Raw genomic sequence first — 20690 nt, 5'->3', positions numbered from 1 at the left:
GTGAGTAAAATTTTAATCGGTCGTTATGTGGCTGGCGATTCAATAATTTACCGAATGGATCCGCGGGGAAAATTACTTGCAACTATTCTTTTTATTTTATTTGTCTTTCTGGCTAATAATCCTGTTTCCTATGTAATTGTCACTATTTTTAGTTTTGTTGCAGTTGTTGCGACTAAATTGAAGCCCAAGATTTTTTGGGATGGGGTCAAACCACTAATTTGGTTAATTTTATTTACCTCTTTTTTGCAACTATTTTTCACGGTTGGTGGAACAGTATACTGGCAGTGGACGATATTTGCTTTGTCAAGTTATGGTATTACTAATGCGGTGTTTATTTTTATTCGTTTCACAGTAATAATTTTAATTTCAACTGTGATGACAGTGACAACTAAGCCGCTTGAAATTGCTGATGCTATAGAATGGTTGCTAAAGCCACTGAAGATAGTTCGTGTACCAGTTGATAAGATCGCATTAGTAATGTCAATTGCATTACGATTTGTTCCTACTTTATTTGATGAAACTCTTAAAATTATGAATGCTCAACGTTCTCGGGGAGCCGATTTTAACAATGGGGGATTAATCACCAGAGCAAAGGCAATTACGCCACTGCTTGTTCCCTTATTTATCAATTCATTAGAAACCGCGATAGATTTGTCAACAGCAATGGAATCACGTGGTTATCGTGGGGATCAAGGTAGAACAAAATTTAGAGTATTACGTTGGTCATATCTCGATCTAATCAACTTAGCCTATTTTATTTTATTATTGATACTTCTTTTAGTATTCAGGACGCATTAATGACAACAAGATATAAAATGACAATTGCTTATGATGGTCATCTATTTCACGGCTTTCAGTCCCAACCCCATCAAAGAACAGTACAAGGTACTGTTGAAGCTGCATTAAAAAAGATGACAAAAGGTAAAAACATTATTGTTGAAGGTTCAGGACGGACCGATGCAGGTGTTCATGCCTTAGGACAAGTCATTCACTTTGACTATCCTGATAAAGAAATTCCACCCGAAAGAATGATATGTGCTTTAAATTCAATGATGCCGTTAGACATAGTTTTTAAAGAATGTGAGATCGTTAACAGCGATTTTCATGTGCGCTACAGTGCAAAAGGTAAATGGTATCGTTATTATGTTAGTTTGGATCGTTTTGTTGATCCATTTAAACGCTTTTATACGGGACATTATCCTTATCCAGTTGATATTGACAAAATGAAAGTGGCAGCCCGTGATTTATTAGGTACACATGATTTTACTAGCTTTGCTGCAAGTGGCGGACAAATAAAGAATAAAGTACGTACTATGTATTACGTAAACGTTGCTAAAAATGAGCAAGCTAATGAGATTGTTTTTGACTTTATTTGCTCAGGATTTTTATATAATATGGTTCGTATTTTAGTGGCAACGCTACTAGAAATTGGTAGAGGCAAACGCCCTGTAGATGATATTCCCCGGGTAATAATGACTAAAGATCGTGAGCAGGTAAGAGAGACAGCACAGGCAAGCGGTTTATTTCTATACCATGTTTTTTATGAAGATGTGCCAGAAAAATATCGTCTTGACAGGGAATAATATTGACTTTTGAGTTAAAAAGACTTATTATATTAAAGTATGTTTGTCCACGATAGGCCCCGGAATCTTATTGTATTCAAACAACGTAAAAACGGAGGAAATAAAATTGCGTACTACACAATTAGCAAAACCTAATGAAATTGAACGTAAGTGGTATGTTATTGACGCAACAGACGTATCTCTAGGTCGTTTGTCCACAGCAGTAGCAACTATCTTAAGAGGTAAGAACAAGCCTCAATATACGCCAAATGTTGACACCGGCGACAACGTTATCGTAATTAACGCTGCTAAGCTTAAGTTAACTGGTAAGAAAGCTACTGACAAGATATACTACCATCACTCTGATTACCGTGGTGGCATCAAGGCCACTCCTGCTGGAGACTTGCTGGCTAATAATCCAGTTAGATTAGTTGAATTGTCAGTTAAAGGTATGCTTCCTAAAAATACTCTTGGTCATCAAGAATTCATGAAGATGCATGTTTATGCAGATGCTGATCATAAGCACGAAGCACAAAAACCTGAAGAATTAGACATTAATAAATTAATCTAGGAGGTTAAATAATGGCACAACAAGTTGCATATGCAGGTACCGGTCGGCGCAAGAATTCAGTTGCTCGTGTTCGTTTAGTACCAGGTAGCGGTAAGATTACTGCTAATAACAAAGATATTGATCAATACATTCCTTTTCCTAACTTAGTTAAGGATTTGAAACAACCATTAACTTTGACTGAAACAGAAAATCAATACGATGTTAAGGTTAACGTTAATGGTGGTGGCTTCTCAGGTCAAGCTGGAGCAATTCGTTTAGGAATTGCACGTGCTCTTCTTGAAGTAGATCCTGATTTCCGTGGACCACTAAAGAAGGCTGGTTTCTTGACTCGTGACCCAAGAATGGTTGAACGTAAGAAACCAGGTCTTAAGAAAGCTCGTAAAGCTTCACAATTTAGTAAGCGTTAATCTATACTTATTACGTATAAGTTTTAATTACTAATATAAAAAAGGCATCAACACAAAGTTGATGCCTTTTTGTTTAAGTAGGTATGAGGAATAAGTAATGTCAAAAATTGAATTAACCCGTTTTCGTATTAAAAAGGGTAAGGAAGAAAAAGCACAAGAATGGATGGATTTTCTTAATAATCATCATCAAGACACAGTCGCTACTATGGCTGGAGAAAAAATGTTTGTGGAAACAGTTTTTAAAGAAGAATGTTCTGATGGCTATACATATTTTTACTGGTACTCTCTACAAGGAGAAGGAGGTAAAGCGGTTGAAGAATCAGACAGTTATATTGATCAAAAGCACTTAGAATATTGGAATGAGTGTATTGATAATGCTTATAGACCGGTTGATATGAAAGTAATAGAAGATTTAATAGCTCCTAAAATTAATAAGATTATCCAAAGTGACTAAAGCAGAAATTAGAATAGCAAACTACTGGTATTATTTTATCAATTTAGTGAGTCAAAAAATGAATATCTTCAGATTGTTATTATTTAAGTAGCTACTAATCTGGCAGAACGATTGGTTCACACTTGTCTTTTTCATTAGTATTTAGCGTAAATTAAAACTATAGCAAAAAAACATCAGATTTTGTCTGATGTTTTTTTTTTTTTACTCATATCTTAAAGCAGTGATCGGATCTAGTTTTGCTGCTCGTTTGGCTGGTAGCGTACCTGCTAAAAAGGTAATTAGACAGATAATGCCAATAATTAGTAAACTGCTTGACCAGTTGAATTGAATTAAAGTAAAACCGTCCAGTCCTTTTAAGAATGACTTAGCAGCAAAATTGTTTAAGGCATTGCCTAAACCCATTGCCAGTAATAATCCCAATGAAGAACCAAACAAACCAATTAAGATTGCTTCGCAGCTGAATATAGAAAATACTTTACCCTTGCTGAGTCCTAATGCCTTCATAAGACCAATTTCTTTTGTACGATCTCTCACTGACATGTACAGAGTATTGATTACTCCAAAGCTGGCAGCTACCAATGCGATGGCTCCAAAAACTATTAAAACTCCAGTGACTGCGTTGAATGTTAGGAAAAGTTCATTCACGGCTTCCTTAAGAGTCATACCGGAATATCCTTTTTTAGTCAAATTGTCCTCAACTTGCTTAATGCTGCTGGCACTCTTGTTAATAGGGGTAGCAATGACACTAACATATTTATCTTTTAATGCTTGCGGAAGACCTTTTTGGTTGGCTGCAACTATTTTTCGTCCTAATTCATTGCTGTAAATGGCAAAACCTTTTGATACTATACTATCATTTCTAACTCCAACAACAGTAGCAGATATTTTTGTTTTTTTCTTAGTCACAGGTGATTTTGTCACTAAAGTTACTTTTTTACCCAGAGCATCTTGTGCATTTTTGAAGCCATAAGATTTAACCATTGGTTTAGTGATTAAAATCTGTGCTTTTTCTCCGCTAGTTGCAACTTGGTGACCAACTTCCAAATCATAATTGATTCCTTCCGTTATTTGCGCAATTATAAGATATTTAGTTTTATTAGGGCCCTGGACATAGTCAACATCACAGTCCTTTAACGCTTTAAAATCTTTTAAGCCTTTAACTGATTTGATTTTTTTAATGTCGTTTTTGTCCATCATACCATCAGCGTTTTGACTGCTCTTCTTGGTATTATATTTTTGAGGCTCATCCGTGTCTTGACTGGAACTCCCAGGCAAAATAGACATTTGCTCAGTTTTACCAATATTGCCGACCTGCTTTTTCAAATAATCATTAACACCATTATTAATACCCATAGTAATGGCAATAGTTAAGGAGCCAATGAAAACAGCAATAATGGTTAGGAATGTTCTCCCTTTATTGTGCCATAAGTTTGTAGCCGCAGAATTTAGAATATCATGAAATCTCATTGCTGGGTTCCTCCTACTACTTGACCATCTTTAATCTGAATCTGACGTTCACATTTTTTGGCTAAATCAGGATCGTGAGTAACAATTAATAAGGTAATATTTTTTTCTTGATGTAGTTTAAATAAAATATTTTCAATATTTTCGCTAGTAGCTGAATCTAAGTTTCCTGTGGGCTCATCTGCAAAAATTATTTGGGGATCATTGACTAAGGCACGCGCAATACAGACCCGCTGTTTTTGTCCACCTGATAAAGCACTGGCTTTATTTTTGACTTTGCTTTCTAAGCCAACTGCCTTGATGGCTGCCAGAGCTTTTGCACGGCGTTCTCTGCCCGTGATGCCAGCTATTTTTAGAGGAAGCATCACATTTTCTAATACACTGTCTTGAGCATTTAAGAAAAACTGTTGGAAAACAAAGCCAAATGTCTGATTGCGCAGCTTATATAATGCTTTATTTTTAATTTTACTTGTGAGTTCATTATTTAGAAAGACATCACCGCTAGTAGGGTGGTCAAGGAGAGCCAGGATGTGCATCAAAGTAGACTTACCCGAACCACTTTTGCCAATGATAGCAACTGAATCTCCCCGATTAATTTGTAAATTAATTCCACGTAAGGCATCAAACTTAGTTGCGCCTTTGCCATAGGTGCGAGTTACCTCACGAGTTTCAAGTAAACTCATAGATTTTCCTTCTTTCATGTATTACTGTAATACATATATAATACACCATGATTAAAAAAAGGCAAATATTTTTTAAAAATTTTTCAACATAAGTAAACCATGATTCCATAACTGTAGATTTTAGTTTTAGAAAAATATTGGACTAATGCTTTTTTAAAATAATTAATGGTAACTATGTCAACTTAAATTAAAAACTTGTGATAATGACTTGAAAGCTCCTTAATTAAGCTCTACAATATTATATATAATATAATATGGGAGGAAATAATTATGGCAATAGTAATTCCCAATCGTCTATTAGATGGCATCATTTTATCTTTTATCAAAAGAAATAATCTCTATAGCCGTGTTATTACAGAGCAAGCTAAAGCGGCCTTTGGTATTTCCGAGCCTACGATCTATCCAGTTCTCAGGAGATTAAGGAATAACAGATTTTTATCAGTTTATTCAAGGCCTTTTCAAGGAAGAACTAGAAATTATTATCAGATTACATCCTCTGGTAAGTCAGAATTAAAAATAATCAAAAAAGAATGGCAATTTTTCAGCACTAAAATGAATCAAGTTATGGGGGAAGAAAATGAACAGAATAATTGATAATTATATTTTGCAATTAAAACAATATCTGATTGATCTGCCTAATTCAGATTTAAAAGACGTTGTGCAATTTTATCAAGAATTTTTACTTGATGGAAATTACCACAATGAAGCAGACATAATTACTGAGCTAGGAACGCCTAAACAATTAGCTCGAAAAATCATGGCAGACTATTCTGTTTCGGTCCCGGAAAAAGAAGAAACACAAAAAACATCTTCCAAGTCTAGTTTAAAAACTATTTGGGTTATTTTATTAGGAATTCTGGCAGCGCCAATTGGCATACCACTAGCTTTGGCGGCAGTAGTAGTGATGGTAGCTGTATTGATCGCTTTAGCGGCAGTCTTTATTGCTCTTGCTATCGTTATTACGTCTCTATTTGTCTCTGGTGTTTTTATATTGGTTAGGTCGTTTGGACTGGTTTTTGGCGGCAACTGGGCATCAGGCTTTTTCTACGTCGGAGGAGGCATGGTTTTAACATGTGTCAGCTTAATGCTATTTCCAATAATTATGAAGTTTATCCGTTTCTTAACTGCAGAATGTGCTGCTTTTTTTCAACATATTGGCAGAAAAATTTTCAAGCAGCGTTACTATAAAGTTAATGCTTAGATGGTAAAGGAGGATTAAATATGAGAAAGTTTTATCGCATATGTGGATTGGCTTTAATTGTTGGTCTGGTTATGATGCTCGTTGGTTGGTCTAATAATGGTGTAAAACCAATAATCGCTAACCATAACCACTTTACCTTAAAAGCTATTGATAATACTGAGCTCACACGTACATACGTCTCAAACCACAAATTTAATAAAGTTTTTGTTCAAACTGATTCCTCAGACGTTTTTCTGCATTCAGGTAAAAAATACCAAGTTACAGTTACAGGTGTTAATCCAGACGCAGTACAAGTAAAATTAGCCAATAACCGTTTGGATATATATGAGCCCAGACCTGTTGCAATCAATTGGCGTAAAATTAGCTCTAGAATTGATGTAACTGTTCCTCAAAATGTTCACTATACTGAATTCGATAGCAACAGTGATCACGGAAATATCAGGTTAAAAGACCTGAAAGCTAAGGCATATTTTATAAGTTGTGCAGACGGTTATCTGGATATTGACAATATTGATGCCAAAAGCACAAATTTATCAGCTGGGGGCAGCCATAGATCAACACTTAATAACTCTGATCTGGGAGAGGCAGTTATTAAGATAGAAGGAGGCTGGTGCAAGCTTTTAAATTCTCGTTCATCAATGACCCTTGATGCTTCCGACTCAGATATTAAAATTACCAATTCACAACTCAGCAATAAAAATTCTTTTACTTTACAAAGTAGTAACTTAGTTATTAAAAATGCACCTAATCTGAGTTACCAGCTCACAGCGGATGGAAAAGCAATTAGGTACAAAAATTCAAAGCCTTATGAAAATTTCACCAAAAAGAATTCGAAGAAAAATTTTCTTTTAGCTGATTCAACAGAGGGAACTATTACTATTAAATAAGATCTATCATAAGTGCTAGCTATAATCGATAGCCCTGAAAGTTAGAAAACTTTCAGGGCTATTTTTATAGTTAAATTTTTGAAAGGAAAATACTTAACTGATAAGGCGGCTCGAATTTAATATCAGCGGCTTAATCTAGTGTGACTACATTAAATGTGCTTTTTCCAATTCAAATGGAAAATACCGGTACTTACAAATTAATAATTAAAAGATAATATTATTTATTGAAAAGGCTTTCAAGAAAGAAAAGAAGTGAGGACATAAATGAAATTTTCTACTGACGATGTTTTTTTAAATGTCAACGAGACTAGTGTAAATTCCTTTTTAAAATATGTTGCAAAAGCCGCGTACGATACTGGTTATACTACTGACATAAAAAAATTAGATCAGAGTTTTTTGGCAAGAGAGAAAGAATTTTCTACCGGACTTGAAGACGGTTTTGCAATTCCTCATGCCAAGACACCGGTAGTTAAAAAACCGGGTTTTCTCTATTTTAGATTAAGTCAACCTTTAAATTGGAAAACTTATGATAAAAAGCCAGTTACTGATGTATTTGCTCTGATGGTTCCACCAGAAAATGCGGGTGACAAGCATTTGCAAATGCTGGCTAATTTATCCACGGCACTATTAGAAAAAGATTTTAAAGAAAGGTTACGCAACCTTTCTTCTAAAGAAAAAATTGCACAATTTATTAATGAAAAGATTGGAGAATAAAAATGAATGTGGTAGGAGTTTCTGCTTGCCCAGCTGGCTTAGCCCATACACCAATGGCTGCTAAGGCTTTGGAAAAAGCAGGTAAGGAATTAAATTGGAATGTCAAAATTGAGCAACAGGGAATGATGGGGCCAGTCAACGCTATTTCCCAGGAAGAAGCAAATGCGGCTGATTTTGTTTTAATTGCTTCTGATCAAAAAATTACTAGTATGGACAGATTTAAAGGCAAACCAGTTATTCGAGTAGATATCAACACTTGCATTAAAGCACCTAAAGCAGTTTTGAAGAAATGTGCTGCTGCAATTAAGAAGGAGGATTAATATGAAAAGAATTTTGAAAGAGTGGGAAGGAGCAATCATGAGTGGGATCTCATACATGATCCCAACTGTCATTGGTGGTGCACTTGTTGTAGGTGTACCACAATTAATTGGCATGTGCTTTGGGTATGGTAATTTATCTAAGTTTGCAAAAACGGGTGGCTTTTTCCATATTCTTTATCAAATAAACTCAGTAGGTTGGATTGGTATTGGCTTGGTTAACTTGGTAATTGGTGGCTATATCGCTTACGCTTTAGGTGATAAGCCAGCTTTAGGTGCCGGTTTCATCGGCGGTCAACTAGCTACTAATAATCAACTTGGCTTTATTGGCGCCATTGCTGCCGGCCTTATTGCTGGATATGTGGCACGCTGGTGTCGCAAAATTAAAGTTCCAGATAAATGGAATTCAGCGATTGAATTAATAGTTATGCCCCTTTTAACTGTTGGTTCAGTGGCGGTCTTTGTAGGTGTTGTTTTAACGCCACCGCTAGCTTGGATTAATAATGGCTTAACATCTTGGGTTAAGTATATGGTTGAGCAAAAGACAAATGCTGTTTTATTAGCAGCTATTATGGGCGGCATGATTGGTGTCGACCTGGGTGGACCTGTTAATAAAGCCGCATGGGGAGTAGGAAACTTCTTCTTTATAGAGGGTATCTATCAACCATGTTTGTATACGAATATTGCTATTTGTGCTATCCCAATGGGTTATGCACTTATGAGTTTCATTTGGCCTAAGAAGCGCTTTTCTGCCGAATTATTAGAAATGGGACACAACAATCTAATTATGGGAACCTTTGGCATCACTGAAGGAGCAATTCCATTCATGATGAAAGCACCACAACTGATAATTGTTAACGTTCTTGGTGGAGCATTAGGCTCAGCTACAGGTGCATTTTTAGGAGTGAAATCCCATATTCCTCCATTAGGTGGGTTACCTGGTATTTTAACTGCGGATAATATTTTTGCTTATTTAGCTGGTATTTTTGTTTGTGCCTTATTTATAGCTATAGTTGCACCACTGATTGCAGACTTCACCGATAAAGATTCCTCTGGCGAAGAATCAATGAGTGACGACGACATCGAATTAAATATTCAATAGGAAATAAAAACTATAGTTTAAGAAAAAAGATTTTAAACTATAGTTTTTTATTTAGGAGTTGGAATGATAAAAAAAGTTTTTGTAATCCCACATACTCACTGGGACAGAGAGTGGTTTTTTACTTCTGAAAGAGCTAAAGCTTATTTAGTTCAAGATTTGAAAGACATTATTGATCATTTAGAAAGGAACAAAAATTACGGCAGTTTTTTATTAGACGGCCAAACTTCTTTGATTGAAGATTACTTGTCTTGGCGTCCGCAGGATCTAGATCGTGTAAAAAAATTAGTTAAAGAAAAGAAGCTTTTCTTAGGACCTTGGTATACACAAACTGATCAGTTTGTGACGTCTGGTGAAAGTATCATTAATAACCTTAGAATTGGGATGAATTCAGCATCTGATTTAGGCGGGTACATGAATGTAGCTTACGTGCCAGATTCATTTGGTCAAGAGTCAAGTATGCCACAAATATATTCTAACTTGGGCATCAAAGATGCTGTTTTGTATCGTGGCTTTTCAATGGCCGACACTAAAAAGTCGGAATTTGTTTGGCAAGGTGAAGATGGAACACAAGTCAAAGTATTTCGCATGGCCTGTGGCTACTTTATTGGTGGAGTGGTTGATGAAACTAAATTAGCAGAATTAATGACAACTGAACCATTCAAAACTGTAGTTCAACAAGCAACAACAAATAATATTTTGTTTCCTAATGGTTCAGATATGGCTCCCTTAAGGAGTGATTTACCAGAATTAATTGCTAAACTAAATAATACTTATGAAAAAAAATACCAATTCAAAGCAGCATCACTTCCAGAGTATATTGCTGCAGTAAAAAAAGATCAGCCTGATATGATGCTTGTCAAAGGCGAGCAGGATAGTGGCAAGGATATGCGTGTTCATAAGTCGATTTATTCGTCACGTGCAGATATAAAAAAGTTAAATACAGAATTGCAAAATTACCTTACCAATATTATGCAGCCAGTTTTGTCTATGGGTAGTTATTTTGGTTTAGATTATCCCTTTGCAGCAATAAAAAGTTTGTGGCAAAAAATGGGTAAAAATGCGGCGCATGATTCAATGGGCAATTGTGTATCTGATCAAGTCAATAGTGTAATAAAGATGCGTTACCTAGAAGTAGATGATACTGCTAGAAGCTTAGTTGATTCTACTTTACGGTTCATTTCAACCCGAATCAAAGATAAAAAGCATCCGATAACATTGACGGTATTTAATACATTGCCCTTTGTAAGAAAGAAAATAATCACTAAAACTCTGTATAGTCCAAGTCGTAGCTTTAAAATTGTTGATTCTGAAAAAAATGAAGTGGCATACGAAATTAATTCAATCGAAGATGACACTAATTTGATAAAGGCTGCCACTATCCAACTAAATCCAGGAGAGAAAATTTACAGTCCGGAAAAAGTTTATCGTATCAACTTGAATCTTGATTTTGGAGAAATTCCACCTTATGGCTATAAGCAATTTAACCTAATACCACTTGAGAACAAAGAAGTAGAGTTAAACAAATTAACTACAACTGATACGCAAATTGAAAATGAGTATTATCAGATTTCTGTTAATGCTGACGGTAGTTTGAATATATTAGATAAACTGAATGGAAAGCTTTACCCAAACCAGGCAATTCTTGAAGAAAACGGTGATGGAGGAGATTCATATAATTATTCACCCGCAAAAAAAGATTTAATAATATATTCGACAGGACAAACACATCAGGTGCAGGTATTACATGGCAAATTGCAAGATAAATTAATTATTCTTTTTAATTATAAAGTACCTAAAAATTTAGAAATGAGAAGCCGTGGAATAACCGACACTGAAATGCCGGTAAAAATGGTTATTAAATTAACCAAGTCCGATAAGATGATCAAGTTTAAAGTCTTAGTTGACAACACTAATCCGCTTAGTCACAGACTTTGTGTTGATTTTGCCAGTCAACTTAATACTAATTTTAGTATTGCAGATATTCAGTTTGGTACAATCAAACGCCCTCTCGTAAAAGAGAAAGACTTAGCAGATTGGGAACAAAATCAAGACAAATGGCAAGAAAAACCAATTTCTATCAATACTATGCAAAGCTTTGTATGTTTGTCTAATACTAAAAGAAATATAGCGGTGGTTCCTCAAGCAGTTAGAGAATATGAGTGTGTCGGCGCAAAAAATTCCGTCATAAGACTCACCCTCTTTCGTTCTTTTGGTATGTTAGGCAAAAGTGATTTATTATATCGCCCTGGTCGGGCTTCAGGAGATGAAACAGTAGCAACACCTGATGCACAGTTAAATCGTAAACTTGAATTTAAATTTGCCCTGACTACAGGACAGTCTGGGTATGATCAGTCAAATTTAGCTAATGAAATTAAAGATTATGAAACCCCTTTGCAAGTCTATGAGTATGCGGAATTTTTAAATGGCAGATTAACTTTCCCGCTTAATCCCAGTAAGCAGTTTTTAGAATCGCAATTTAGTTTATTTAAAACTGAAAACAAGTTAACCGTAAGTACAATTGAAAAATCTAGGTATGATCATGGATATAATTTACGGCTCTATAATCCTACCTTTCATCAGGTAAGGGAACAGATCACGTTTGCTAAAAAGCCAAAAATGGTTCAAGTAGTTGATTTAAGAGACCATGTTTTACAAGATTTAACCGTTATAAATAAAAAAGTAACTTTACCAGAAATTGGACACGCCAAATTTATCACAATTTATTTTGAATTTTAGGAGATATTATGGTTAAAGCATATTTTGTTAATCACACTCATTGGGATCGTGAATGGTACTTTACTACACAAGACGCACAAGTATTAAGCGACCAATTATTCACAGAAGTCTTGGATGAACTTGAAGAACATCCGGAAGCTAATTTTACCCTTGATGGACAAATGTCTATTGTGGATGAATATGTTGAGATTCATCCGGAAGCCAGGGATAGAATTCATAAATTAGTCAATCGCAAACAACTTTTCATTGGGCCTTGGTACACCCAAACAGATGCGCTTGTTCCTAACGCTGAATCTTTATTGAGAAATCTAATTATTGGAATCTTGGATGCAAGAAAAAATTTTGGTGAACCGATGCTATTAGGCTATTTACCTGATACCTTTGGCTTCAATGCTAATTTACCTATGATATTAAATCAGGTAGGAATTCATGATTTTCTATCATGGCGTGGTACGAATTTTAAAAGACAGACTAAATCCGTCTATTTTAAATGGAAAGCATTAGGCGGGAAAGCAGTCTTTGCTGCCAATTTTCCCTTAGGTTACTTTACCGGGCAAATTGATTTGGAATCCAAGCGCAATTTAAATGATTTTGTCAAAAACCGACTGGATAAAGGAATAGAGTTTGAAGCTATACACGGAAATAATTCTGAAGTTCTTGTACCCTCTGGTATAGATCAAATGAATATTATTCATGACCTTTCTAAAACAATCACTCAAGTAAATCAGTATTCTAAGAACAATATTGTTATTAGCTCATATCCAGAATTTATGCAAAAACTGCGAATGAAAGCATTGCCTGAATTTCAGGGAGAACTGAGATATCCAACCTATTCAAGAGTTCATCGCACTATTTGTTCTGTCAGATCTAGAAATAAACGTAAAAACTTTAAACTTGAACAAGTTATAACTCGTCGTTTGGAACCTTTAATGGTAATTGCTCAATATGCAGGAATACCAATTTCAAACGGCATAGTTATCAAGTTATGGAAATTGCTATTTAAAGTTCAACCACACGATACGATGGGCGGTAGTGTTACTGATAACGTGGCAGTAGATATCAATGAACGCTACAAGCAGGCATTTGAAATAGCAGACGGCTTAGAAAATTATATTAAGAAAAGGCTGGCTCAACGGCTTTCATTATCAGATCATGATATCTTAGTTTTTAATACTGATCCTTATAATTTTAAAGGACGAAAAAATGTGGAAATTATTTCTAGTTCGGCCAATGTTAAGTTTCCAGCTCAAAATAGAGCAATCATTGTGGATTGTAAAGAAGTTAAATCCAGACCTCATATTATGCAGTTAACTCCTAATGGTTATGAATTTAAAGATGAACCTGGTTATTTCAAATTAAAAGTTAGTTTATATGTGGAAATGAAAGGCTTGGGTTATCAGGTCATTCATTTTGATGATAGTGACAGCCTCATGCCCAAACTAACTCTACAACAGGGAAATTCAATAGCAAATAATTTAGTTTCAATCAAATATTTGGATGGAAAATTTAGTTTAGTTACTAAAAATAAAACTTTTGCAGATGTCATTAGTGTCTATGATCAGGCAAATGATGGTGATACATACGATTTTTCACCATTAAGAAATGATCATGAGGTGCGCCTACCATGGACAGGAAAAATTCAGACTGCAAAAACTGAAGATATTGAGAAAATCCAATTAAGTGGTTCATGGACATTACCACACGATTTAACAGACAGAGCTAATAGTCAGAATTCACAAAAAGTTGCAGTAAGTTTCCAGCTCACCTTAACCCTTTTCGCTAATTCTCCAGTAGTGTCAGCCAAATTAATAGTTGACAATCAGGCCCTTTCTCATCGACTAAGGCTAAGATTAAAGACTGGTCTTAAAACAGATAACGTACATGCACAAATTCAAGGTGGATTCAGAAAAACTACTAATGAAAAAATTGCAGCAAATTGGAACGATGAATTTGTTGAAAAACCGGTCAATATTTATATTTTTGATCGTTGTGTCGGTTTGAATGATTCAAAGGTAGGATTGTACTTTTTAGGAAAAGGTCAAAAGGAATATGAAAAAAAGGATGATTCTCTCTTTATTACATTAATGGCTACAACTGGTCAATTAGGAAAGCCAAACTTATTATGGAGGCCTGGCAGGGCTTCTGGTGACACCACTTCTGTTGGTCATGTAATGATGCCCACACCAATGGCTCAAGAAATGGGCTTTAATGAGTTTGAGTTTGGCTTATATGTTCCGAGTGGAAGCCAGTTGAACGAAGAAAAAATTTCTCAGGTGATTGCCAATTGGTATTCACCTTCAGTCAGTTATCAAATGCAGAAACATAATTTGTTCGTCAACAGGTTAGATAACAAATTGTGGGATATCGAATTTCCACAAAATCTACCGCAATTAAAACAAAAAGAAACTTGGTTAAATATTAAAAGTGACATTGAGGTTTCTGCTTTTTATTTGTCATATACAATAAAAAATTGCTTGGTTTTGCGTCTGTCTAATATGACTAACACAGAAAAAGATGTTTCATATCTCCAAGATAAGGAATTTATTGAAGTTGACGGTTTAGAAAAAACTATTGCACAAGATTTTAAAATTGCGCCTTATGACATGATCACTTTAGTAAAAAAGATTTAGGTTTAAGCGCAAATATATACTGAAAGAAGTGCAAATGAAAATGAGGTGATAATTTGAAACTGCCGTATAAACGATTAGGACAAATTCTTGAACTTTTGTTGAATAATTCCGCCAATCGCTACGTTTCAACCTCCTTTTTAGCACAAAAGTTTAATGTAAGCACAAGGACTATTAGGTCTGATATTCAAGCTTTAAATAAAGAATTAACTGCTTTTAAAGCCAAAATCAAAAATAAACGTAGTGCTGGTTTTTATTTAACTAATGTAGATGCTGAAACAAAGGTTAAATTACTCCAAGCTGCAAAAAGTGATCTGCCTGCGACCAGATCAGAAGAACGTATTGCTGCAGTTGAGCAATATTTACTATTAAATGATCGGGTAAAACTATCCGATTTAGTGGAAAATTTCTTTATTAGTGACAATACCTTTTTTTCATATCTGGTAACTATCAAAAAAGAATTTAACGAATTTAATCTTAAGGTAAATAAAGCGAAGGATTACTATAAGGTGAAAGGCTCAGAAACAGATAAACGCAATTTCATTATTTCAAAGTTAATTAATAAAAAATCTGATAATTATATCGTTGATTTTACTGAAAAAGAAAGATCTATATTAGCTAATGTTAATTTAGACAAATTAAAAAAACTAATTCATGCATTTCTAAGACATTATAATTATCATATTTCTGACATTAACACTAAAAATATCATTTTACATTTTGCGCTAACTATTTCACGGATTAAATTAAACTTTCACTTGGAAACTAGTACACATGCGAATATCAAAAAGAGTGTATTGAACAATCTAATAGAACTATTTGCCAAGATTGAAAGGGAATATGAAATTGAACTAAACCAACAGGAAAAGGATGATTTAGTATATCATTTTGCATTAAACTTTCCTGAATGCGTTATTGATACCAATAAAACCAATTCTAAAGAAAGTATTGCAAAAGCGGTCACTTTTTTTCTACAAAATATCAAAAGAGAATTTGCTATTAATCTCTTAAATGATCAGGAATTGCGTGTTAATTTGATTCAGCATTTAACCAACTTGGTTAAGATCAAAAAAGTAAATGGCAAACGTAAAAATCCGCTATTAAATGTAATTTTGTCGACCTTCCCGTATGCTTATGAAATAACTGCCTATTCTGCCCCAATTTTGGAACACATGCTAAATCTTAAATTAGATGACGATGAATTATCTTTTATAACCCTTCACATTGGTGCTTCAATTGAGCGGCAAGGCAGTCGTTCTTCAAAGAAAAATGCTGCTTTGATATGTGGCTCAGGAGTTTCTACAGCTGCCCTAGTGCGGGCTAAACTGGAAACACAGTTTGCTTCATTTTTGAACATTACCGGCACTTATACCTATGATGAATACTTAGAAGGTAAAGCGAATAATAATAACTTTTTGATTTCGATGGTGCCTATTATCAATGCCAAAGTTCCAGTGATACAAATAGATTTGGCAAATTTTCACAATGATATTTTACAATTATCAGAATATTTAAGATCTCTAAATAATCCTTACAGGGCAATTGATAAATTATTTGATGAAGAAAATATTTACTTGTTAAAAGAAAAAATGTCTAAAAATGAACTTTTGGATATGTTAATTAAAAAATTAGAGCAAAAAAAGATAGTTAATAAAGATTTTAAAGAAAAAGTATATGAAAGAGAGAAAATGTATTCAACAGCAGTCGGTGGCAAAATTGCAATACCACACTCTTTAGGCTATGCCACTAATAAATCAAAAGTTTGTTTTGCCCGTCTTGCACAACCCATTATGTGGGATGAAAAAAATGAAGTGAAATACGTTTTTTTATTGGCAATTGCACGCCAAGACTATTTAAGTGTGCAAAAATTATTCGATTTTATTGTTGATTTACAGACTAATTCTACATTCAGAGAAATTATTGATAAAAGTTCTACCGCTGATGATATTAAGACAGCGATCAGTAAATTAATTCAAAATAGTTATTAAAAATTGAAAAGAGCACAAGATTTGTTGCCAAACTTGTGCTCTTTTTGCATGCTTTTGTAATTTAGACTTGGTTTAATATCAATTCGCCTTGATCATATCTATTTCGAGTTTGTGAGTATTCAAAAGGTGTGCCATCATCCAAAAGACAAGTTTGTTCTACTTCAAATACAGGATCGGTAGCCGAACACTTTAAATAAAGCTGATCATAAGCATCTGGTTTATCAGCTCTAAAAATACGATTTGCTTTGCCAATTTTTAACTTTAACGTCTTTTCTATATAGCCATAAATCGATTTTTGCAGAACTGCCATTGTGATTCCCGGAATAACTTTAATTGGCATTACAGTATATTCAAGTCTTACAGGAAAGTTATTTAAAAGTCTTTGCCTAATAATGTCGTAGACTAAATCCTTTGTATTCAACTTAAGGAAAACTACTTCCTTATCGGTAGGCTCTCTCACGTCAAACGAAATAACATGACTAGTTAACAGTTTATTGTTCATGATACGCTCAGTAAAACCAACATGTGCAGTAGCATTGTCCTTTTTTGAAATTTCAGTTTCATTATCTGCTAGTATCAAGGTTCCATGTCCTCTAATCGGTTTGACAATACCTTTATATTCCAGAAAATGTAAAGATTTAACTATTGTTACTTTACTTGTCTTATACAAACTAGACAATCTATTAATTTTGGGTAACTTTTTTTGATATTTGTGGGTCAATATATCTTGCTCAATTAAATCAGCAATTTTAATATATTTAGGCTTTTGAGTCATATCCTCACCTCAAATCTATAAGTAAATAAAACACTTTACTTATAGTTTAATCATTATTTACATAAAAATAAATTTGCAATACCATATTTCGTGAAAGCGCTTTTAATTATTAGAAAGAAGAATCAATATGACTAAATTTTTCTGGGGCAATTCTACATCAAGTATGCAGACAGAAGGTGGTTGGAATGAAGGGGGTAAAAGCCTATCTGTATACGACATTCGTAAGTCTGGACCACATACTAGTGATTGGCATTTTGCCAATGACAATTATCACCATTTTAAAGAAGATTTTGATTATATGCAAGATTTGGGAATGAACATGTATCGCTTTCAAATTTCATGGTCACGCATTATCAAGAATGGCGATGGTGAAGTTAATGATGAGGGTCTCAAATATTACGACAAATTGGTAGACGCACTTCTTAAACGCAATATTCAACCAATGATTTGTCTTTACCATTTTGATATGCCGTTGCATTTAGCAGAGAACTTTAATGGATTTATAAGTAAAAAAGTTTGTGCTGATTTTATTCGTTATGGCAAGTTAATCGTTGACCATTTTTCACCCAAAGTTAAATATTGGATAACATTTAATGAGCAAAATATATATCATACTTCTGGTGCATTTGCAGTTTCTGGCTACGTTCACGGAGAAAAAACACTAACTGAACTATATCAAATATCTCATAATGTCATGTATTGCCATGCTGCAATTGCTAACTATATCCATGAAACAACGGATGCTAAAGTGGGTGGCATGCTTGCTTATAATCAAGTTTATCCGGCAACATCCAGTCCTGCAGATGCCTTTGCTGCCCATCAAATAGATGAATTTTTAAATTTTAATCTTTTAGATGCTTTTAGTTACGGCAAGTATTCAGACGCAGTAATTAATTTTGTTCACAATAACGAGGTCAATATTACAGTAACTGATGAGGAGAAAAATGAAATTTCAAAGTTACGGAGTGATTTTTTGAGTTTCAGTTACTATGCTTCAAGCACTATAAATTCAAGTAAAATTCCAGCGGGTACAGCACCAAACATGTACCAAGATTATGGTAGAGAAAAAAATCCTCATTTGAAATCAACAGAATGGGGCTGGCAAATTGATCCATTGGGATTTAGAGATGTATTAAATAAGATTTATCAACGCTATCATTTACCAGTATTTCCAATTGAGAATGGAATTGGCGTACGTGAAAAATGGGATGGTCACCATCAGATAGAAGATGATTATCGCATTGACTACCACAGAGCTCATATCAAAGCTTTGCAAAAAGCAGTAAGAGAAGATGGGGTTGAAGTTATGGGTTACCTTGGCTGGGGTCTAATTGACATTTTAAGTTCTCAAGGTGATATGGATAAACGGTACGGTGTGGTTTATGTAAATCGAACTAATCATGATTTGCGAGATATGAAGAGAATACCCAAAAAAAGTTATTATTGGCTCAAAAAGGTTATCCATTCTAATGGGCAAGATTTAAGTTAGAAGGGAAGTAAAAATGAATAATTCAGCTAGTACACAGAATCACCCAAAATTACAAAAATTTTTGGATGAATTTACTAATATTTCTGTAAAAATTGGTAATCAGGTTCACCTGCGGTCATTAAGAGATGCCTTTGCCACTTTAATGCCCATGTTTATTTTAGCTGGTGTAGCAGCTCTTTTTAATAATGTTGTTTTTACTTGGCTTTTTAAAGGAGCGACTTTAGCAAAATTTCAGGTTTTCGGGACCGCATTAACAAATGGTACTTTGAACGTTGCCAGCATTTTGGTAGCACCCATGATTGCTTATTTTCTGGCCAAAAACAAATCCTTTGAAAATCCGATTTCTGCTACTGTCATAGCACTATCAGCTGTTTTCATTATGCTGGCAATTAATGTTAGTATCATCCCGAACGGAGCTAAAAAAACAGTTAATATTACTGGAGCAGTTTTATATTCACAAGTCGGCACTAAAGGAATGTTTGCTGGCATAATAATAGGTTTACTTGCGACTGAAATTTACATGAAATTTTCTAAAATTAAGGCTTTAAAAGTTAATCTGGGAGATCAGGTACCACCGGCTGTGGGACAGAGTTTTACGGTATTATTTCCTTCTTTATTAACTCTTAGTTTGTTTGGAATTTTTGCCGCTATATTTGCCTATTTTAATACTGATTTGGTAACGTTAATATCAAAGCTAATTCAAGAACCTTTACGATCAATTAACACCTCATTACCAGGGTTTTTATTAATATATTCTTCAGGTAATTTCTTATATACCTTAGGAATTCATCAAACTGTCATTAATGGATCCCTTTTAGATCCCCTAAATCTAGTGAATATGAACGAGAATATGGCAGCTGTAACAGCACATAAATTACCTACTCACATTATAAATACAGACTTTGTAACTGTTTATTCGCAAATGGGTGGAACAGGTTTGACAATTTCTTTGATAATAGCTGTTTTATTAGTATCTCATTATCAGCCTTATAAAGATGTTGTCAAATTGGCGGCAATACCAGGTATATTTGAAATTAATGAGCCTATTATCTTTGGCTTTCCGATTGTCTTTAATATACCAATGATTATTCCATTTGTTTTAAGTCCAGTCATTGGGTCACTTATTGGATACTTTGCCACGGCTATTGGATTTGTGAGGCCCTTAGCATATATGGTTCCATGGACTACACCACCAATTTTAAGTGGTATTTTATCTAGTGGTGGAGATTGGAAAGTTGTTTTAGTGCAAATATTAATACTGGCTGTATGTACAGTCTTTTATATACCATTCATTAAGATTTCAGAACGTGTCGCAAGAAAACAAGCTGAAATCACAACTAATTGATTTAAAAATATTTGATTTTAACTAGACTGTAAATAGATTTTGCTGCCAGAATTTAAATAACAAAAAGAGTGTTTTAGCAAAAGAGAAGAAGCAATTTAAATCATATAATGCAAACATTATAAGCATAAAAATAGCCAAAAAATGTCAGTTCCTGTATACTATTATTAAGCTTTTATGGGAAAGAGGATGTTTAGTTTAGAAATAATTTTTTAAACTAAAGGCAATTTTAGAAAAAACGTTGTTAATTAACAACAACTTTAATAATCATGTAAGCAGAAAACTTCGGATAAATATCAGAGGCTTTCTGCTTTTTTAAAAAATAAAAGAAATATTGTCTTTACTGCATTAATCAAGTTTAGCTTTTTATA

The 20690-nt window shown here is 34.2% G+C and carries 19 protein-coding genes; 16 read left to right on the top strand and 3 right to left on the bottom strand.

Features of this window, described 5'->3' with window-relative positions:
* The 5 genes from LACWKB8_RS06660 (at nucleotide 1) to LACWKB8_RS06640 (ending at nucleotide 2994) form a co-directional block, all read left to right on the top strand.
* Nucleotides 1-798 carry an energy-coupling factor transporter transmembrane protein EcfT gene (locus LACWKB8_RS06660; RefSeq protein WP_038523691.1) on the top strand — a complete coding sequence of 266 codons (798 nt, stop codon included), beginning with the start codon at nucleotides 1-3 and terminating at the stop codon, nucleotides 796-798.
* On the top strand, nucleotides 798-1583 hold the full coding sequence (gene truA / locus LACWKB8_RS06655; protein WP_038523688.1) for a tRNA pseudouridine(38-40) synthase TruA: 786 nt from the start codon (nucleotides 798-800) through the stop codon (nucleotides 1581-1583). The genes LACWKB8_RS06660 and truA overlap by 1 nt, the downstream gene beginning before the upstream one ends.
* A gap of 106 nt (nucleotides 1584-1689) precedes the next feature.
* Complete coding sequence (gene rplM, locus LACWKB8_RS06650) at nucleotides 1690-2133, top strand: 50S ribosomal protein L13 (protein ID WP_038523686.1); 444 nt, start codon at nucleotides 1690-1692, stop codon at nucleotides 2131-2133.
* 11 nt (nucleotides 2134-2144) lie between these two features.
* Entirely contained in the window at nucleotides 2145-2540 is a 396-nt protein-coding gene (gene rpsI, locus LACWKB8_RS06645; protein WP_034980394.1) for a 30S ribosomal protein S9, read from the top strand.
* Nucleotides 2541-2637: 97 nt separating this feature from the next.
* Nucleotides 2638-2994, top strand: coding sequence for a DUF6176 family protein (locus LACWKB8_RS06640; protein ID WP_038523682.1), 357 nt, complete (start codon nucleotides 2638-2640; stop codon nucleotides 2992-2994).
* A gap of 201 nt (nucleotides 2995-3195) precedes the next feature.
* Here LACWKB8_RS06640 and LACWKB8_RS06635 read toward each other — a convergent pair whose 3' ends face one another.
* Together LACWKB8_RS06635 and LACWKB8_RS06630 are read right to left on the bottom strand one after the other, a co-directional pair.
* Nucleotides 3196-4461 (bottom strand): ABC transporter permease, encoded by a 1266-nt coding sequence (locus LACWKB8_RS06635; protein WP_038523680.1) that lies wholly within the window; start codon nucleotides 4459-4461, stop codon nucleotides 3196-3198.
* A complete protein-coding gene (locus LACWKB8_RS06630; protein ID WP_038523676.1) occupies nucleotides 4458-5141 on the bottom strand; it encodes an ABC transporter ATP-binding protein in 684 nt (227 codons plus the stop codon). The genes LACWKB8_RS06635 and LACWKB8_RS06630 overlap by 4 nt, the downstream gene beginning before the upstream one ends.
* Before the next feature lie 270 nt (nucleotides 5142-5411).
* On the opposite strand from LACWKB8_RS06630, the gene LACWKB8_RS06625 reads away from it, so the two are divergent.
* The 9 genes from LACWKB8_RS06625 to LACWKB8_RS06585 all read left to right on the top strand — a co-directional run bounded on the left by LACWKB8_RS06625 (nucleotide 5412) and on the right by LACWKB8_RS06585 (nucleotide 16713).
* Nucleotides 5412-5735 carry a PadR family transcriptional regulator gene (locus LACWKB8_RS06625; RefSeq protein ID WP_038523673.1) on the top strand — a complete coding sequence of 108 codons (324 nt, stop codon included), beginning with the start codon at nucleotides 5412-5414 and terminating at the stop codon, nucleotides 5733-5735.
* The gene (locus LACWKB8_RS06620; protein WP_038523670.1) at nucleotides 5719-6342 is read left to right on the top strand and encodes a DUF1700 domain-containing protein; all 624 of its coding nucleotides are present in this window, start codon (nucleotides 5719-5721) and stop codon (nucleotides 6340-6342) included. Before LACWKB8_RS06625 ends, LACWKB8_RS06620 begins: the two co-directional genes overlap by 17 nt.
* Nucleotides 6343-6362: 20 nt before the next feature.
* On the top strand, nucleotides 6363-7229 hold the full coding sequence (locus LACWKB8_RS06615; protein ID WP_038523667.1) for a DUF4097 family beta strand repeat-containing protein: 867 nt from the start codon (nucleotides 6363-6365) through the stop codon (nucleotides 7227-7229).
* Between the two features lie 264 nt (nucleotides 7230-7493).
* The gene (locus LACWKB8_RS06610; protein WP_038523664.1) at nucleotides 7494-7943 is read left to right on the top strand and encodes a PTS sugar transporter subunit IIA; all 450 of its coding nucleotides are present in this window, start codon (nucleotides 7494-7496) and stop codon (nucleotides 7941-7943) included.
* A 2-nt stretch (nucleotides 7944-7945) separates the two neighbouring features.
* A complete protein-coding gene (locus LACWKB8_RS06605) occupies nucleotides 7946-8263 on the top strand; it encodes a PTS fructose transporter subunit IIB (protein WP_038523661.1) in 318 nt (105 codons plus the stop codon).
* 1 nt (nucleotide 8264) lies between these two features.
* Nucleotides 8265-9362, top strand: coding sequence for a PTS fructose transporter subunit IIC (locus tag LACWKB8_RS06600; protein ID WP_038523658.1), 1098 nt, complete (start codon nucleotides 8265-8267; stop codon nucleotides 9360-9362).
* Nucleotides 9363-9425: 63 nt separating this feature from the next.
* The gene (locus LACWKB8_RS06595) at nucleotides 9426-12098 is read left to right on the top strand and encodes a glycoside hydrolase family 38 C-terminal domain-containing protein (protein WP_038523655.1); all 2673 of its coding nucleotides are present in this window, start codon (nucleotides 9426-9428) and stop codon (nucleotides 12096-12098) included.
* A gap of 8 nt (nucleotides 12099-12106) precedes the next feature.
* A complete protein-coding gene (locus tag LACWKB8_RS06590) occupies nucleotides 12107-14728 on the top strand; it encodes a glycoside hydrolase family 38 C-terminal domain-containing protein (RefSeq protein WP_038523653.1) in 2622 nt (873 codons plus the stop codon).
* Between the two features lie 53 nt (nucleotides 14729-14781).
* Nucleotides 14782-16713, top strand: a complete 1932-nt coding sequence (locus LACWKB8_RS06585; RefSeq protein ID WP_038523650.1) for a BglG family transcription antiterminator — start codon at nucleotides 14782-14784, stop codon at nucleotides 16711-16713.
* 61 nt (nucleotides 16714-16774) lie between these two features.
* On the opposite strand, the gene LACWKB8_RS06580 is transcribed toward LACWKB8_RS06585, so the two are convergent.
* A complete protein-coding gene (locus LACWKB8_RS06580; protein ID WP_038523647.1) occupies nucleotides 16775-17488 on the bottom strand; it encodes a GntR family transcriptional regulator in 714 nt (237 codons plus the stop codon).
* A 127-nt stretch (nucleotides 17489-17615) separates the two neighbouring features.
* On the opposite strand from LACWKB8_RS06580, the gene LACWKB8_RS06575 reads away from it, so the two are divergent.
* Both LACWKB8_RS06575 and LACWKB8_RS06570 read left to right on the top strand, forming a co-directional pair.
* Nucleotides 17616-18977, top strand: a complete 1362-nt coding sequence (locus LACWKB8_RS06575; RefSeq protein ID WP_038523644.1) for a glycoside hydrolase family 1 protein — start codon at nucleotides 17616-17618, stop codon at nucleotides 18975-18977.
* Between the two features lie 13 nt (nucleotides 18978-18990).
* Nucleotides 18991-20322, top strand: coding sequence for a PTS sugar transporter subunit IIC (locus tag LACWKB8_RS06570; RefSeq protein ID WP_038523641.1), 1332 nt, complete (start codon nucleotides 18991-18993; stop codon nucleotides 20320-20322).
* The last annotated feature ends 368 nt before the right edge of the window (nucleotides 20323-20690 follow it).

Source organism: Lactobacillus sp. wkB8, from assembly GCF_000761135.1.
Taxonomy (GTDB): Bacteria; Bacillota; Bacilli; order Lactobacillales; family Lactobacillaceae; genus Lactobacillus; species Lactobacillus helsingborgensis.
Note: the sequence above shows the minus strand (reverse complement) of the source record. Positions and strands in the feature narration are given on the sequence as shown.